This window comes from Maribellus mangrovi (assembly GCF_037646455.1).
GTDB lineage: Bacteria > Bacteroidota > Bacteroidia > Bacteroidales > Prolixibacteraceae > Draconibacterium > Draconibacterium mangrovi_A.
In genome coordinates this window covers 278,947-296,523 of record NZ_JBBIXN010000005.1, presented here as the reverse complement: position 1 = coordinate 296,523, position 17,577 = coordinate 278,947, and the positions used below count along the sequence as shown (strand labels likewise).

Below are 17,577 nucleotides of genomic sequence, written 5' to 3'. Positions count from 1 at the left end.
TTAACTCCTTAAATTCCTTTTTTGTTCTAAATAACTTTGCAGAATGATGGTAGCGCTCACTGCATCAATCATGGCTTTGTCCTGTCGTTGTTTCTTTTTTATGCCTCCGTCAATCATGGTTTGAAAAGCCATTTTTGAAGTGAATCGCTCATCAAATAATTCCAGTTTAACTTCAGGATAAACTTTCTGAAATTTCTTCAGAAACGGATTTATGTAACGAACAGCTTCTGAAGCTTCATTGTTCATTTGCCGCGGATACCCAACCACTAATAGCTCCACATTTTCTTTTTCAAAATAGGTTTTCAAAAACTCCCACAAAGTGTGTGTAGGAACCGTGGTTAAACGGCTGGCTATGATTTGTCCCGGATCGGTAACTGCAATACCCACCCGTTTCCTTCCATAGTCTAAACATAAAATCCTCGCCATTATTCTGATTTTTCCGCTGCAAAAGTAGAGAGAATTGTCAAGAAAAAAAAGATATGCTATCCTGTCTCATTATCAGAGAGTAAGTGCGGAGTGTTAATAATTGTTGCAGACTTTGGCACAGCCTTTGCAAAGTGAAACGTAATTACCGGTTTAAATAATTTAGGCGCCAAAAGAGAGAAGCGAACAACTTTTTGAATTTTAAAGATTCAAGCCATGAAAACAACAAAATTCAGACTGTTTGCCACGATGATTACTCTGGCGGCAGTTATTACAGCAAGTATAATTCCAGCGAATGCACAACGACGTTCTTCACAGCGCGAAACACGTAGCAATGAATCGCGAAGAAGTAACGACCGAAAAAATACTATCCAGAAAAAAAGCACGTATAAAAATTACGACAAAGTCGATCGGTCGTCAGTTAACCGACGTGTAACCACACCTAGAAACCGATCTCAGCAGGTAGCAACAAAGTCATCAAATTCGTCTAAACGTACAACGCGTTCCTCAGGCAATGTTTACCGCGCGCCAAGACCGGTTAACACGAGTCACAATCAGAGAACCAAGGCGAATACCAATAGTCAGAGGAACAGTTCATCTCCTCGTCAGGTAACAACCACTTACAGTACCAGAAACAATGCGAATTCTGTTTCTAACAGAAATGAAAGAGCTACCAGGGAGGTTCGGAGTGCTTCTTCCCGCGAGGCAGCAAGTGTAAATTCGGCCAGTCGAGGCGGAAGAACGACAAGCGAAAACCGCGATTTCTACAGAATCGATAAATCGGACCGACGTTATACACCTAACCGCGACTACCGTGGAAGCAATAAATACTGGAAAGATAATTATCGTCCGCGCGACATGAGGTACAACCACAAGGGCAAAAAATATTACTCGCATTACAACTATTATAACAGTAATCACTGGGACAGAAGGTGGGAACGCTATCGCTGGAACCACAGCAGCTGGCGCGATTACTATATGGGATACAATCCGTATTCGTACAGGTACCACAAGTATTATTTCCATCATCCACGATATGGTCATGTAATACGCCGATTTGATGTTCAACCACTTGTGTTTTACCACAACCATAACAGGTATTATTGTTACAACGGGCATTTTTTCCGCTTTCGTCCGGGAATAGGTTTTATCCTGGTTGATCTGCCTTACGGCTTTGCATTCGATTATTTACCCACCGACTACTACGAACGCGTTTACATTAACGGTTATCTGTATTTCAGAATTGGAAATTTGTTCTTTGAATCAACGAACTACGGTTTTCGTCTTATCCACTATCCCGAAAGGTATTATGCATACAACGACAGTTATGTAAGCCCGGGTGTTCATATCAATTTCGATATCGATTTTTATTAGTGAGTGTTGGCTTTCGAAACTAAAATGCATGGTATGATTTTGCCTTGTAAGGGAGACTAAACCTTCCCCTCATATAATGTTCGACCATCTACCCGTAAATCTTTTTGCGGGTAGATTTTTTTGCAAAGGATCCGATGCTTCTAAAGGATCGGATCCTTTGACCTGCAGACAAATTAAAACACCGCAATTTGAAATGCTTTTCTCCTAAATCAGTTTTATGTTTAAGAATTTGTTTTTCCCTGTGATTTTTTAGCTATTTTTAAACCACCAAATGCTTGAATAAAATGACTAAAAAATTGAAAAGAGATCAGCTCCCAGCTGCCAAAGCCAAAAACTGGCGCGAAAATTTTAAAGCAGAAAAGGATAAAACCTTTAATCTGAAAGTTCCCAAAATTATCCTTCAAAAAGATACTTACCTGGCTTTAGCGGGCGAAAATGAAAATCGGGTTCGTATATACCTGGGGCTGGAAAGCGCTAAAGATGATGGTAAATATAAACTTTGCGCATTTGCTGTATCTGCTTTTTTACTGGGTAGCGGCGACGTTTACGCCGATTACGAAACTCCGGTGTTTAAGCTGGAGAAGGAAAATGTTGATTTTTCGAACAACACAAAAGCAGTGATCGAAAGCATACATTTATACCGCAAATGGCGAAGTGGCGAAATCGACGCCGAGGATCCGGGTGCTGTGTATCGCCAATACATTTATCCGAATGCTTACTTGCTCACCAAATTCGAATTGCACGAAATATTTATGGTTCAGAAAAGGGATGAGGCTTTGATTGATTATGGAATCGAAAAAACCATGAGCGTGATGATCAGCGGAGTAAAAACAACAACGACAATGGAAGCAGCAGCTGCAAGCACTGATGATGAAGAGCAGGAAGATTTTGATTTAACAGCACCATGCCCACCATTTTGTGACGAAAGAAGCATCTATAATTCATAAAAATTAATGCCTTTTTATCTCTATTTGGGTCCGTTCGTCGAATTGTTGGCGATAATTACAGGTACTTATTTTTTAAAACAGATCAGGAATAGTTTCCTGTTTTTGTATGTATTTGTAATCATGGCTTTCTTAACTGAATCAACACAGTTCATAATGTACTTTTTCGGTATCACAAGAAATCACTGGCTGGGCCAAATTTATTTCCCATTAGAGTTTTTATTTCTGGCTTTGTTCTATTCGAAAGTGCTGGTTGGGATTGTTAAGAAGAAGTGGATGATGGTAATCATTGTTGTTTTTATGGCGTATTGCATTCTGAATCCCATTTTTTTACAGAAATTTACTCAGTATTCTCATGTGCGTTCATTCAGTAGTATCCTACTAATAGTTTTTTCGATACTTTATTATTATCGGATTATGACAGAAGCGAATATAAAAAAGTTAGTCGATGAACCCATGATCTGGATAAATACTGCCATACTGATTAATTTTTCCGGAGTATTGTTTTACAACATTTTGTTTACGCTATTACTGGAATATTCTAATGACATTGCTAAACAAGCTGCAATCTTTAATGCCTTTTTAAACGTAACATTTTACTTCTTAATTGCTGTTGGTTTTTGGAAGGCCGGAAAACAGAAAAAAACAGTTTCATCATAATTTACCATGCTAAGTAAATGGTAACTTTTTAAAAAAAGTGAATCTCAATAATATGATAATCAAGTTTTGTTGGTACTTTTATTGTTCGGACAAAATTTGAGCATTGGGAGCGGGAAATTCTGACATAGTACTGGTGTATTTTATCGGGACGGTAGGCATGTTACTACTGGCTGGTGGTTTGGTATTCTTTTTTATTAGTTATCAGAAACGCTTATTGCGGAAACAATTGGAGCTAAACCAGGTAAAACATGATCAGCAAAAAGAGATCATTAAGAATACCATTCAGGCCCAGGAAAAAGAACGAAAACGTATTGCACAAGATCTGCACGACGAAGTTGGGGCCATGCTTTCGGTGGTAAAACTAAATGTGGGCCGCATTGAAAAGCAAAGCGAGGACAAAGCCCGTAAAGTGGCCGGCGAAACAAAATCGTACCTCGACGAAGTGATCACACAGGTTCGGGGAATTTCACGTTCATTATTACCGCCTTCACTCGAGAAACTGGGTTTATACAGTGCTATCGAGGAAATGGCCAACTGGGTGAACAAAGCCGATGAGGTAAAGGTCGAGTGTTGGAAAAGCGGCGAAGCTTATCGTATAGACATTAAAACCGAATTGGCTATTTTCAGGGTAGTACAGGAAATGGTGAACAACGCCATTAAACATGCTCAGGCCGAAACTATTTTTGTGAATTTAAGGTTTGCAAGCGGCGTTTCGGTTGTGGTCTGCGACAATGGAAAAGGTTTTGATCTGACCAAAAAAATGGCAACCGGCTTGGGCTTAAAAAATCTGGAGAGCCGCACCGAAATGGTGGGTGCACGTTTTAAATTGAAATCGAAACCCGGGAAAGGCACTTGTGCCATAATTTGTTGGAACGGCAATGAACAAGGATAAATTAAATATTGTAGTTACCGACGATCACAAACTCTTCAGAAAGGGGATTTGCGCGCTGCTGTACGATTTCGATTTTACCAACGAGGTGGAAGAAGCCGCAAACGGACAGGAACTGCTTGATCTGTTAGCTGCAAAAGATGAACTTCCCGACCTTGTTTTGCTCGATATCCAAATGCCAGTGATGGATGGCGTTGAAGCGACAAAACAGTTAAAAATCCGTTATCCCGGTATGCGCATAATTATTATCAGTATGGAAGAAGATGTGCAACTGGTTTCGCACTTGGTGGAACAGGGTGTTGATGGTTACCTGCTAAAAAATGCTGATCCGGAAGAGTTGGAATTGGCCATCCACATGACGATGAAGAACGAATACTATTTTTCATCGAGTTTAACCAACGGATTTTTACGATCCTCGAAACTTAAAACAAACAAGTCTTCAGTTGAAGCATCCGATCAATTTTCAGAACGTGAGTTGCAGGTGCTTAAGTTGATTTGCAAAGAACTCACGGCCTCCGAAATCGCTGAACAATTGGCACTGAGTGCCCGTACCGTTGAAGGGTACAAACGCAGCCTGCTTGCTAAATCGAATACCCGGAATGTAGCCGGCCTGGTTATTTTCGCCATCAAAAATCATTTGGTGACGGTTTAAACAAAAAATTAGCTTTAAAATTTTAGGCAAAAAAAAGGGGCACTTAAAAAGAAAGTGGCCCCTGGTTGGAAATTCGTTCCTTATTTTTTATCACCGGGCTCAGGGAAGAGGGACAGTAATCGAGTGGGACAAAAAAATTGAGTAATTCTCGGTGACATTGAAACAAGGAACGCTTGGTGTCTTTGAGTACAAATTTTGATGATGTGTAATATTTTGTTTTAAAGTTTTCATTCAGTTCAAAATTTGTTTTACAAAGGTCAACAAGAAATACCTTCCAGTCAAGAGTATTTCTACGTGAAATACATACGTAGAACTACGTGAATTTGTATGCGTATTTCTACGTGTCGCTTCCTAAAGGCACAAAAAAAGAGCCGTTCCATGCGGAACAGCTCTTCTTAAATATAGTGCTAATAGCTTATTTCAAGTTAGCCTGTGCTGCGGCAACACGTGCAATTGGCACGCGGTATGGCGAACAACTTACGTAGTCCATTCCAACACTGTCGCAGAACATTACTGAAGATGGTTCACCACCATGCTCACCACAAATACCCACTTTCAGGTTTGGTTTAGTGCTTCGGCCTTTTTCAACACCCATGCGAACCACCTGTCCAACACCTTCCTGGTCGAGCACCTGGAACGGATCGTTTTTCAGGATACCTTTTTGCAGGTAAACCGGTAAGAATTTACCGGCATCGTCGCGCGAATAACCAAAGGTCATCTGGGTAAGGTCGTTGGTCCCAAACGAGAAGAATTCAGCTACTTCAGCAACCATATCAGCGGTTACTGCTGCACGTGGGATCTCGATCATTGTTCCTACCATATAATCTACAGTGGCACCTTTTTCGTCGAATACCTTTTTGGCAGTTTTATGAATGATGTCAGCCTGAAGTTTCAATTCTTTCACAGTACCGATCAGCGGAACCATAATTTCAGGACGGGCATCAACACCTTTTTGCTTCAGGTTAACGGCAGCTTCAATAATGGCGCGAGCCTGCATTTCGGTAATTTCAGGATAAGTATTTCCTAAACGACATCCGCGGTGACCTAACATTGGGTTGAATTCGTGAAGGTCTTCAACCAAAGCTTTAACGTCGTCAACACTGATTCCCATTTCGTCAGCCATTTCTTTTTGGTTGGCTTCTTCGTGCGGAACAAATTCGTGTAATGGCGGATCGAGCAAACGGATGGTTACACCGTAGCCTGCCATTGCCTCCAAAATTCCCTCGAAGTCTTCACGCTGGAAAGGCAGCAGTTTGTCGAGTGCTTTACGACGAGCTTCTTCTGTTTTAGCAAGAATCATTTCGCGCATGGCTTTAATTCTTTCGCCTTCAAAGAACATGTGCTCTGTTCGGCACAAACCGATACCTTTTGCACCAAAGTCGCGTGCAACCTGTGCATCGTGAGGAGTATCGGCGTTGGTGCGAACACTCATACGGGTGAATTTCTCAGCAAGATCCATAATTTTTGCAAAGTTTCCACTTAACTCAGGATCCATTGTATCTACTTTTCCTTCATAAACCTCACCGGTTGAACCGTTCAGTGAAATCCATTCACCTTCGCGGAATTCTTTTCCGTCGATGGTCATCACGCGGGTTTTATAATTAATTTTTACAGCACCTGCACCCGATACACAACATTTACCCATTCCACGGGCTACAACTGCCGCGTGTGAAGTCATACCTCCACGAGCAGTTAGAATGCCTTTAGCAATGTTCATTCCTTCTAAATCTTCAGGAGAAGTTTCGGTGCGAATCAATACTGACTCCGGATATTTTGCAGCTTCGTCGGCAAAGAACACAATCTGTCCCGTTGCGGCACCGGGAGATGCAGGTAACCCTTTGGCTAATACTTTTGCAGCTTTCATTGCCGCTGTATCAAAAACAGGGTGAAGTAATTCGTCTAATTTAGCTGCATCAACACGTTGCAATGCAGTTTTTTCATCAATGCGGCCTTCTTCCAGCATATCGACGGCCATTTTTACCATGGCTGCTCCGGTGCGTTTCCCGTTACGGGTTTGCAGTAACCACAATTTACCTTCCTGAATCGTAAATTCAAGATCCTGCATATCGCTGTAATGATCTTCCAGTTTTTGTTGAGTCTCGTTTAACTGTTGGTACATTTCAGGCATTGCTTCTTCCAGCGAAGGATATTTCGCTGCTCGATCTTCTTCCGAAACTCCCTGCAGTGCAGCCCATCTTCTTGAACCCTCAAGAGTAATTTCCTGTGGAGTTCGAATACCTGCAACTACGTCTTCACCTTGGGCGTTTATCAGGTATTCACCATTAAAAATATCTTCTCCGGTTGCAGCATCACGCGTAAATGCAACACCTGTTCCTGATGTAAGACCCATGTTTCCAAATACCATGGCCTGGCAGTTTACAGCAGTTCCCCATTCGTCAGGAATTTGCTCCATCCTGCGGTAATATATGGCGCGGTCGTTGTTCCAACTTCCAAAAACTGCAGCTACTGCACCCCAAAGTTGTTCCCATGGATCGGTAGGGAAATCTTTTCCGGTAACTTTTTTAACGGCTGCCTTAAAACGTGTAACTAGCTCTTGTAAATCTTCAGTAGTGAAATCAGTATCTAATTGTATTCCTTTTTCTTCTTTTAATTCTTCAATAATTTCTTCAAAAGGATCAATTTCTTCTTTACTTGCAGGTTTCATTTCCATAACTACGTCGCCGTACATTTGTACAAACCGACGGTATGAATCCCAAGCGAAACGGGAATTCCCTGATTTTCTAGCAATGCCTTCAACTGCATCTTCGTTCATTCCCAGGTTAAGAACAGTATCCATCATGCCGGGCATCGATGCACGTGCACCTGATCGCACTGACATCAAACAAGGATTTTCTTTACTTCCAAATTCTGTTCCAGTAAGTTCTTCAACCAATGCAACTGCTGCTTCAACCTCGGGCTTAATTAAATCGAAAGTTGCTTTCTGACCCTGCTCGTTGTACATGGTACAAACTTCGGTGGTAATGGTAAATCCGGGTGGAACCGGTACCCCGATAAGGTTCATTTCAGCAAGGTTAGCACCTTTACCTCCAAGGAGGTTTTTCATGTCTGCTTTACCCTCTGCTTTTCCAGCTCCGAAGGTATATACATGCTTTGCCATAAAATGTATTTTTTAGTTATATAAATTAGAATTAGAAACGTTTTAAAAACGGGCTGCTAAAGTACTTCAATTTTTTAAAAATTGAAAGTTTTTCGGGGCATAAGTGACTGTCATTTAGATATAAATAATCCAATATGAAAGTAGTATAATGTTTTCATATTTTGATTTTAACTTTTGCCCGCTATTCTCGAATCTTTTGAATGGATCAATAAAAAATTCGATGCATTTAACAGGCGGTTAAATTGTGCTGTCAGATTGTTTATTTTTCGCGGATCGATTTGTTATCAGAGCTTTCAGAGAATCAATGCAAAAAATGGATTTTGAGTGTTAACATTCTTTAACTTCCGTTGGTATGAGTTAACTAAATTCCGCCTTATTTTTGTCATAAGAAATTTGAATAGTTTTAGTGTTTTTTCATAGAGAATAGATTTGGTTAGGTTAGGAAACAGGGGTGGTGTTAATCATCTCTGTTTTTTTATGCGCTCATCTGCCAAATTTACCTGGTAAAATTCCCGTTTCCGGAAATAGTTTCATGCTTTTTTGTTTCTGCTCGACATTCTGTCATTCAGTAAGTTATGGCTTGTAGTTTGTTGTGCAATTCCTTAAAAAAAACAGAAAAGGAGTTAGCTATGAATATGAACAATTTTACCATAAAATCGCAGGAAGCCATTCAACAGGCTTTTAAAATTGCACAAGCGAACAATCAACAAGCCATCGAAACTGCACATTTATTGCGCGGAGTAATGCATTCTGCCGAAAATGTTTCTGAATTTTTGTTGAAAAAGCTGGGTGTAAATACTTCGGTTTTTCAAATGGCACTAAATAAAATTGTGGAGTCTTTTCCAAAAGTTTCCGGAGGAGAACCTTATCTCGCTTCCGGAGCCAACCAGGCGCTGCAAAAGGCTTTGGGACTGGCCCAGGAAATGGGCGACCAGTATGTTTCGGTAGAGCATATTTTAATGGCACTGCTCGAGGTAAAAGATTCCACCAGTCAGTTGATGAAAGACAACGGCATTACTAAAAAGGAGTTGAAGCATGCCGTTGAAGAATTGCGAAAAGGTTCGAAAGTGGATAGTCAGACAGCCGAGGACAAATTTAATTCGCTCAATCGTTTTGCTATTAATCTGAACGAGCGTGCCCGAATCGGAAAGCTCGATCCGGTTATTGGTCGCGACGATGAGATACGACGAATTTTGCAGATCCTGTCCCGACGTACCAAAAACAATCCTATTCTTTTAGGTGAACCGGGTACCGGTAAAACTGCTATAGCAGAGGGTTTGGCGCATCGTATTGTGCGTGGCGACGTGCCTGAGAATCTGAAATCGAAACAGGTTTTCTCGCTCGATATGGGAGCATTAGTGGCCGGAGCAAAATATAAAGGGGAATTTGAAGAACGTCTGAAAGCTGTGGTCAATGAAGTGATACAATCCAATAACGAGGTGGTTTTGTTTATCGATGAGATACACACTTTGGTGGGTGCCGGCAAAGGAGAAGGAGCAATGGATGCGGCCAATATTCTGAAACCTGCACTGGCAAGAGGTGAGTTGCGCGCCATTGGTGCAACAACCCTGGCCGAGTACCAAAAGTATTTTGAGAAGGACAAAGCATTGGAGCGCCGTTTCCAGATCGTTCATGTGGACGAACCGGATACTTTAAGTGCTATATCAATTCTCCGGGGAATCAAGGAGAAATACGAAAATCACCATAAAGTACAGATCAAGGACGATGCGATTATTGCTGCCGTGGAGCTTTCACAACGTTATATTTCCGATCGGTTTCTGCCCGACAAAGCTATCGACCTGATGGATGAGGCAGCTGCCAAACTGCGTCTTGAGATCGATTCAGTACCGGAAGAACTCGATGAAATTCAGCGCAAGGTGAAACAACTCGAGATTGAACGTGAGGCCATTAAACGCGAAAATGATAAGAAAAAACTAGAGGCTTTGAATGAGGAGATTTCGAACCTCAAAGAAGAACAATCTCATTTACGCGCTAAATGGGAATCGGAAAGATCGGTGATCGAGGCCATACAGAAACGAAAAGAGGAGATCGATCAACTAAAGTTTGAAGCCGAGCAGGCCGAGCGTCAGGGCGATTATGGCAAGGTTGCAGAACTTCGCTACGGTAAGGTGAAGGAGGCAGAAGCAGAAATCGAACGCTTGCAGCAGGAACTGGAGGAAATGAAAAAAGGCGAGAGCCTGATTAAAGAAGAAGTAGACACTGAGGATATTGCGGAAGTAGTTGCCCGGTGGACCGGAATTCCTGTAAATAAAATGTTACAGAGCGAGCGTGAAAAGTTGTTGCACATGGAAGAAGAGCTGCACAGACGAGTGATCGGACAGGATGAAGCCATTGTTGCGGTTTCCGATGCCGTTCGAAGAAGCCGGGCCGGGTTGCAGGATGAAAAGCGTCCGATTGGTTCTTTTATTTTCCTTGGAACTACCGGAGTGGGAAAAACCGAGCTGGCAAAATCACTCGCCGAATACCTGTTCAACGATGAGAACATGATCACCAGGATCGACATGTCGGAGTACCAGGAGAAATTCTCGGTGACCCGACTGATCGGTTCGCCTCCCGGATATGTGGGTTACGATGAAGGAGGACAGCTAACCGAAGCTGTTCGGCATAAACCTTATTCAGTGGTACTGTTCGACGAGATTGAAAAAGCACACCCCGATGTGTTTAACGTACTGCTTCAGGTTCTCGATGATGGCCGATTGACTGATAATAAAGGTCGCACGGTGAACTTTAAGAATACGATTATAATCATGACTTCGAATCTTGGTTCGCAGATTATTCAGGCGAATTATGAGAATATGAGCGATGAGAACGAGGCCGTAGTTTTGGAGAAAACTCAAAATCAGTTACTCGAACTGTTGCGGAAAACGATCCGGCCCGAGTTCCTGAACCGGATAGATGAAACGATCGTGTTCACACCGTTATCGAAAGAAGATATTCGTGAGATCGTGAAAGTACAGTTCAATCAGGTTGTAAAAAGGATGTCGGGTTCCGAAGTGAAAATTACGATCACCCCGGAAGCTACAGACTTCCTGGCAACCATTGGTTACGATCCGCATTTTGGAGCTCGCCCGGTAAAACGTGTATTGCAACGAAATGTGCTGAATGAACTTTCAAAACGTATTCTGGCCGGAACGGTGAACAAAGAAAAACCAATTGTGGTGGATATAGCTGACAATGAGTTGATCTTTAAGAATTAACTACAAACGAGGATCCGATTTTTCTGAAGGATCGGATTCTTACTTTGTGGAATGTTTTTTTGGATAGGTATATTTGGCCCAGATCAAATAAGTGGCCATAAAAATATTGGCGATGTAATTAAAATAGAGGGGGAAATGGGCGATACCTGTTTCCCAGTCTCCAATCAGGATGTAGACAAACGTGAGTAACTCGCCCGACATCCACAACCACAAAAACAGAAGGCTCAGATCCTTCGCACTTTTCGAGCGGTAGGTTTTTATCACCTGCGGAATTCCGCAAATGGCAAACAAAATATTGCCCACCCAGCCAATGGTTTCATTAATCATTTTGAATTTTTTAAAGCGATTGTTTGAATTGTTCCAGTTCGGGAATGGCACCTTCGAGCTGTTCAACAGCTTGTTTTACCATTTTTGGAACCTCGTCGAGTTCGTTTGCTTCGCAACGCAGCTGAATATTTTTTAACAAAACTCCGGTTTCATCCATGCCAAAAGTCATGGCCGATGATTTTGCCGTATGTGCCTCTCTGGCCAGTTGCAGCCAGTGTTCTGCCTTCAGGTTGGTGGTCATTTTACTAACGAAATCAGGAATCTGCACCAGAAAGATATCCACCAATTCGGAAAGAAATTCAAGATCGCCCCCTGAAATTTCTTCCACTTGTTTTGTACGAATGTGTTGAAACCTGTCGTTCATTTTTGTACTTTCGGGCAAATTTGCAAATTTATGGATGAATAATTCAGTTAATGGCTGATAAATTTCATGTGAATGCTGTGAGTGAATCCATAGTTTTGCAGCAAATTTACTAAGCAAAAAATGAAGACAACGGCTTTTAATAAGATACACAAAGACCTTGAGGCTAAAATGGTTGAGTTTGCCGGATACGAGATGCCCATCGAGTATTCAGGAATAAAAGATGAGCATATGACCGTGCGTGAGGGAGTCGGTGTTTTTGATGTATCGCACATGGGCGAATTTTGGGTGAAGGGACCTAAAGCTCTCGATCTGATTGCGAAGATAAATTCGAACGATCCACGAAATCTTACCCCAGGACAGGCGCAGTACAGTTGCCTGCCAAACGGTAAAGGCGGGATTGTTGACGATCTACTGGTTTATTGTTACGAGCCCGATAAATACCTGTTGGTAGTAAATGCCGCCAACATCGAAAAAGACTGGAACTGGATCGTTCAGCAAAACGAAACAATTGGCGCCGAACTTGAAAATGCCTCCGAAAGCATGAGCCAGTTGGCCGTTCAGGGGCCTCGAGCATTGGCGGTATTGCAAAAACTTACCGATGTAAATCTTTCCGAAATTAAATTCTATACGTTTACTGTCAATCGATTCGCCGGAGTTGATAACGTCATCATCTCAGCAACGGGATACACCGGAGCGGGTGGTTTTGAATTGTATTTTAATAACGATACAGCTGAACATGTCTGGTATGCCATTTTCGATGCCGGAAAAGAATTGGGCATAAAACCCATTGGATTGGCAGCGCGCGATACGCTTCGCCTGGAAATGGGCTACTGTCTTTACGGAAACGATATTGATGATACCACTTCGCCGATTGAAGCCGGATTGGGCTGGATTACCAAATTCAACAATGGTCGCGAATTTGTCGACCGTGAGTTTCTGACCATGCAAAAGAATGAGGGCGTAACACGTCGTCTTCGTGGTTTTAAAATGCTGGGAAGAGGAATTCCAAGAAAAGGTTACGAGTTGATCAACGCAGAAGATGCGGTGATTGGCCAGGTAACTTCGGGAACCATGTCGCCGGTGCTGAACGAAGGAATTGGAATGGGATATGTTGCCAAAGAATATTCGGCATTTGGTACCGAAATTTTTGTGAAGATCAGAAACAAGAAAATACCCGCCGAAATTGTAAAAACACCTTTTATCTAAAGCAATAAAACGAATCAAAGTTACAGGGCTGCATTTCAAAATTGCAGCCTTTTTTATTTCCTCTCTCTTACTTCGGTCAGATTAAATTCTGTTTAAATAAATCAGAAATGTGATATTTCTCATGCCTTTAATGGGTGATAATCGTCAGAATCCAATATTTTTGTTAAAAATAACAGGTTGATTTTGATAATGTTAACCTGCGATTGAGAGCTAAAATGATTTCTGTCAATCGATTCTGTGTTGTATATCAATGTTTTAAAACTCATAAGAATAGATAATAACTTGATTTTTCTCATCTGCTAAACACCAATTTATCCTGAACTTTGAAGAGGTGTTTACAAGAAAGGATTAAAAATTACTCACCTTAATTGTTGTATTTATGAAGAAGCACAATTTTTATGCAGGACCATCAATTCTGTCGGAATTTACAATAGAAAAGACGGCCGAAGCAGTTATGAATTTTGCCGGAACCGGGCTTTCAGTAATGGAAGTTTCGCACCGTAGCAAAGAATTCGTAGCGGTTATGGACGAAGCAGTAGCGCTGGTAAAAGAACTGTTAAAAGTACCCGAAGGCTACTCTGTACTTTTCTTACAGGGAGGTGCAAGTACCCAGTTTTTAATGGCTCCATACAATTTAATGGATAAAAAAGCCGCTTACCTGAACACCGGTGCGTGGTCGAAAAAAGCCATAAAAGAAGCCAAGTTTTTTGGTGAAGTGCTTGAGGTTGCTTCATCGGCTGATGCCAACTTTAATTACATTCCGAAATCGTACGTAGTGCCTGCCGATGCCAGTTACCTGCACTACACCAGCAACAATACCATTTTTGGTACCAAGGTGGATGCTCCGGATGTAAACGTGCCACTGGTAGCCGATATGTCGTCCGATATTTTCTCGCGTCCGATTGACGTAGCCAAATACGACCTGATTTATGCAGGAGCACAGAAAAACCTGGGACCATCGGGAGCTACACTGGTTATTGTAAAAGATGAAGCGCTGGGTAAAATCGATCGTCCGATTCCTACCATGTTGGATTACAACACTCACATCAACAGTGGTTCTATGTTCAATACTCCGGCTACACTTCCTGTATATGCCAGTTTAATGACATTGCGCTGGCTGAAGGAAAATGGTGGGGTTGAAGCCATGGAAAAAGTGAACGAAGAGAAAGCAGCTTTGTTGTACGACGAGATCGACCGGAACAAACTGTTCGAATGCACTGTGCCGGCCAAAGAAGATCGTTCGTTCATGAACGTGACTTTTGTAATGGCTCCGGAATATGCGGAAGCTGAAAAAGAATTTCTCGAATTCGCCACTTCAAAAGGAATGATCGGTATTAAAGGACACCGTTCAGTGGGAGGATACAGAGCATCAATTTACAATGCGATGCCGATCGACAGTGTAAAAGCACTGATCGAGGCCATGCAGGAATTTGAAAAAACGAAATAGTTCAAATAGTTCAGAAAATGCAGGGCGAAAGTCCTGCATTTTTTTCACCTGAAGTTTTTCAGGAGCTCCCGGTGAAAAGATTTTTTATGAGTTGTTAGCGAATCAAGTTAATTATAAAAAACCAATAAGATGAGAAAGATCCTAGTTGCGACTGTTAAACCTTTTGCTCCCGTTGCAATAAAAAAAATCAGTAAAATATTTAATAAAGCAGGTTACGAATTGTCGCTGCTCGAAAAGTACGAATTGAAGGAGCAGTTACTCAGTGCTATTGCTGATGCTGAAGCGGCCATAATCAGAAGTGACAAATTTGATGAGGAGGTGTTTGAAGCTGGGAAAAATTTGAAGATTGTTGTACGTGCCGGAGCCGGTTACGACAATGTTGACCTGGAAGCTGCCAGTAAAAGAAATATTGTGGTGATGAACACGCCGGGACAAAATTCGAATGCCGTTGCCGAACTGGCTATTGGTCTTGCCATTTTTGGTTTGCGCGAATTGTTCTCGGGAAAAGCCGGAGGCGAAATGCGCGGACGTACGCTCGGACTGCACGGTTTTGGTTACGTGGCCCGTAATGTTTTTCGTATTGCCCGGGCCATGGGAATGAAAGTGATTGTTTACACCCGTTACAGCAAAGGGGCTGCAGCTGCTATTGGACTGAAAGTAACCAATTCGCTCGAACAGCTATACGAGAAAAGCGATATCGTTTCCATCCATGTTCCTGCTCGTGGTGAGCACATAAAATCGGTGAGTTATGAAGTTCTTCAACACCTGAAAGACAATAGTGTAATCGTGAATACCGCACGTAAAGAAGTAATCAACGAGCCCGATCTTATAAGGATAATGGAGGAAAGGCCAGGCATTAAATACATGTCGGACCTAACTCCGGATGCTGAAGCCGAATTCGTAGAGAAGTTTCCGGGGCGTTGCTTTTTTACGCCTAAAAAAGCCGGGGCTCAAACTGCAGAAGCCAATTTGAATGCAGGTCTGGCAGCCGCCGAGCAGATTGTCGACTTTTTTGAAAAAGGCGATACTACTCACCAGGTAAATAAATAAAACAGGAATTGGGTAATTGAGTAAACGTTGGATCGTTGGTTTTTTTGTAACTTTTGCTTTCAACTTAAAATCAATTAGTATGAAAAATTATCCTCATTCCAATCTCTTCGATTTTGAATCGTTGGAATTGTACAAAAAATCACTCGATTATTCAGATTTTGTTTACGATTTAATAATCCGGTTTCCTAAAGAAGAACGATTTGAACTTGGAAGTCAGTTTAACAGGGCAGCTACTTCAATTTCTCTCAATATTGCGGAAGGATATGGTGAGAGTATTCCTTTGGCCTTAAGATATTTGCGTATTGTTCGAGGTTCAGTTCGGGAATGTTTGGCTTGTTCAACAATTGCTTTTAGAAGGAATTACATTGATGAACTAAAATATATCGAGTCAAGAACACTTTTAGTCGAACTGTCTAAAATGGCGGCCGGATACAAAAAGTATTTAAATAGGAAACTGAATAAATAACTATTTTTGTCTCAAATCAGTGTTAGGTTGGAGAGTGATAATTACGCATTCACTCCATTACTCATTAACACAAAACTGTAAAAATTAGTATGGCGATTATAAAACCTTTTAAAGGGCTGAGGCCACCCAGCGAAATTATTGAGGAACTGGCTTGTTTACCTTACGATGTAATGAACTCGGAAGAGGCTGCCGAAATGGCAAACGGAAAGGAGAAATCCTTGCTGCGCATCACCAAGGCTGAAATTGAGTGTCCCGATGTGGAGGACATTCATTCGGATAGAGTGTATAACAAAGCTGTAGAAAACTTCAAAGCTTTTCAGGAGAAAGGTTGGCTGCAACAGGATGGTGAAGCCAAATATTACATTTATGCACAAACCATGAATGAAGTAACGCAATACGGAATTGTGGGGGCCGCTGCCTGTGCCGATTACGAAAACGGCATCATAAAAAAGCACGAACTTACCCGCCCTGAAAAGGAAGAAGACCGGATGGTGCTTACCCGCTACCTCGATGCGAACATCGAGCCGGTGTTTTTTGCGTACAAAGCAGTGACCGAGATTGATGCCATTGTTGATTCGATTGTGAAGAACCAAAAACCGGTGTACGATTTTACGGCTGAAGATGGTTTTGGCCACCATTTCTGGACCATCGACGATGCAGAAACCAACAAACAACTTGAGCAGCTTTTCACCGATAAAGTGCCATTTACTTATGTAGCCGACGGACATCACCGCACAGCGGCAGCGGCACGCATCGGTCTGGAAAAAACGGAGCAAAACCCAAATCATACAGGCAACGAAGAGTATAACTTTTTTATGGCGGTTCATTTTCCCGATAATCAGTTGCAGATCATCGATTACAACCGTGTTGTTACCGATTTGAATAGATTGTCAGATGTCGATTTTCTGGCAGAACTTTCCAAAGGATTCGATGTAGAGAACATGGGCGCCGAGATCTACAAACCCGCGGCCTTGCATGAATTCAGCTTGTACCTTGGCGGAAACTGGTACAAACTCACAGCAAAAGCCGGAACATACGACGACAATGATCCGATCGGTATTCTGGATGTGACCATTTTGTCGAATCAGGTGCTCGAACCGATCCTCGGAATTAAGGATTTGCGTACCTCGAAACGGATTGATTTTGTGGGTGGAATTCGCGGACTAGTTGAATTGAAACGCCGTGTTGATGCAGGCCAAATGAAAGCTGCTTTTGCACTTTACCCGGTTTCAATGGATCAACTGATCAACATTGCCGACAGCGGAAACATTATGCCGCCAAAAACCACCTGGTTCGAACCAAAGTTGCGTTCGGGGTTGGTGATTCATAAATTGGATTAATTGAGTTCATGATATAAAAATCCCGGTCCGTCTGCTGACGGATCGGGATTTTTTGTGCACTTACTTCAGCGAAAAAACAAAAATTGGCTAACTTCAAAA

15 protein-coding genes are annotated in these 17,577 nt (G+C 42.0%); 11 read left to right on the top strand and 4 right to left on the bottom strand.

The genetic code is table 11. From position 1 onward, the window contains the following. Entirely contained in the window at positions 1-426 is a 426-nt protein-coding gene (gene ruvX, locus WFY05_RS19050) for a Holliday junction resolvase RuvX (RefSeq protein WP_340114513.1), read from the bottom strand. A gap of 213 nt (positions 427-639) precedes the next feature. Here ruvX and WFY05_RS19045 point away from each other — a divergent pair, with 213 nt between their 5' ends. From WFY05_RS19045 to WFY05_RS19025, 5 genes are all read left to right on the top strand, one after another. Further along, positions 640-1,797, top strand: a complete 1,158-nt coding sequence (locus WFY05_RS19045; protein ID WP_340114512.1) for a hypothetical protein — start codon at positions 640-642, stop codon at positions 1,795-1,797. A gap of 284 nt (positions 1,798-2,081) precedes the next feature. After that, positions 2,082-2,744 carry a hypothetical protein gene (locus tag WFY05_RS19040; RefSeq protein ID WP_340114511.1) on the top strand — a complete coding sequence of 221 codons (663 nt, stop codon included), beginning with the start codon at positions 2,082-2,084 and terminating at the stop codon, positions 2,742-2,744. 153 nt (positions 2,745-2,897) lie between these two features. Then, positions 2,898-3,401, top strand: coding sequence for a hypothetical protein (locus WFY05_RS19035; RefSeq protein WP_340114510.1), 504 nt, complete (start codon positions 2,898-2,900; stop codon positions 3,399-3,401). A gap of 103 nt (positions 3,402-3,504) precedes the next feature. Further along, positions 3,505-4,293: a sensor histidine kinase gene (locus WFY05_RS19030; RefSeq protein ID WP_340114509.1), complete on the top strand. Its 789-nt coding sequence runs from the start codon at positions 3,505-3,507 to the stop codon at positions 4,291-4,293. Next, a complete protein-coding gene (locus WFY05_RS19025; RefSeq protein ID WP_340114508.1) occupies positions 4,280-4,942 on the top strand; it encodes a response regulator transcription factor in 663 nt (220 codons plus the stop codon). The genes WFY05_RS19030 and WFY05_RS19025 overlap by 14 nt, the downstream gene beginning before the upstream one ends. A 415-nt stretch (positions 4,943-5,357) precedes the next feature. Here the strand turns inward: WFY05_RS19025 and ppdK are convergent, their stop codons facing one another. Beyond that, a complete protein-coding gene (gene ppdK, locus WFY05_RS19020; protein ID WP_340114507.1) occupies positions 5,358-8,060 on the bottom strand; it encodes a pyruvate, phosphate dikinase in 2,703 nt (900 codons plus the stop codon). Between the two features lie 629 nt (positions 8,061-8,689). Between ppdK and clpB the strand changes: the two genes are divergently transcribed. Further along, the gene (gene clpB / locus WFY05_RS19015; protein WP_340114506.1) at positions 8,690-11,278 is read left to right on the top strand and encodes an ATP-dependent chaperone ClpB; all 2,589 of its coding nucleotides are present in this window, start codon (positions 8,690-8,692) and stop codon (positions 11,276-11,278) included. A 39-nt stretch (positions 11,279-11,317) separates the two neighbouring features. Here clpB and WFY05_RS19010 read toward each other — a convergent pair whose 3' ends face one another. Together WFY05_RS19010 and WFY05_RS19005 are read right to left on the bottom strand one after the other, a co-directional pair. Next, on the bottom strand, positions 11,318-11,605 hold the full coding sequence (locus WFY05_RS19010) for a PQ-loop domain-containing transporter (protein WP_340114505.1): 288 nt from the start codon (positions 11,603-11,605) through the stop codon (positions 11,318-11,320). A gap of 10 nt (positions 11,606-11,615) precedes the next feature. Continuing rightward, a complete protein-coding gene (locus tag WFY05_RS19005; protein ID WP_340114504.1) occupies positions 11,616-11,969 on the bottom strand; it encodes an Hpt domain-containing protein in 354 nt (117 codons plus the stop codon). 120 nt (positions 11,970-12,089) lie between these two features. Between WFY05_RS19005 and gcvT the strand changes: the two genes are divergently transcribed. The 5 genes from gcvT (at position 12,090) to WFY05_RS18980 (ending at position 17,478) form a co-directional block, all read left to right on the top strand. Next, positions 12,090-13,175: a glycine cleavage system aminomethyltransferase GcvT gene (gcvT, locus tag WFY05_RS19000; RefSeq protein ID WP_340114503.1), complete on the top strand. Its 1,086-nt coding sequence runs from the start codon at positions 12,090-12,092 to the stop codon at positions 13,173-13,175. Positions 13,176-13,554: 379 nt separating this feature from the next. After that, entirely contained in the window at positions 13,555-14,622 is a 1,068-nt protein-coding gene (gene serC, locus WFY05_RS18995) for a 3-phosphoserine/phosphohydroxythreonine transaminase (RefSeq protein ID WP_340114502.1), read from the top strand. Between the two features lie 129 nt (positions 14,623-14,751). Further along, positions 14,752-15,672, top strand: coding sequence for an NAD(P)-dependent oxidoreductase (locus WFY05_RS18990; RefSeq protein WP_340114501.1), 921 nt, complete (start codon positions 14,752-14,754; stop codon positions 15,670-15,672). Between the two features lie 79 nt (positions 15,673-15,751). Next, positions 15,752-16,138 (top strand): four helix bundle protein, encoded by a 387-nt coding sequence (locus WFY05_RS18985; protein WP_340114500.1) that lies wholly within the window; start codon positions 15,752-15,754, stop codon positions 16,136-16,138. Between the two features lie 89 nt (positions 16,139-16,227). After that, positions 16,228-17,478, top strand: a complete 1,251-nt coding sequence (locus tag WFY05_RS18980; protein WP_340114499.1) for a DUF1015 domain-containing protein — start codon at positions 16,228-16,230, stop codon at positions 17,476-17,478. The last annotated feature ends 99 nt before the right edge of the window (positions 17,479-17,577 follow it).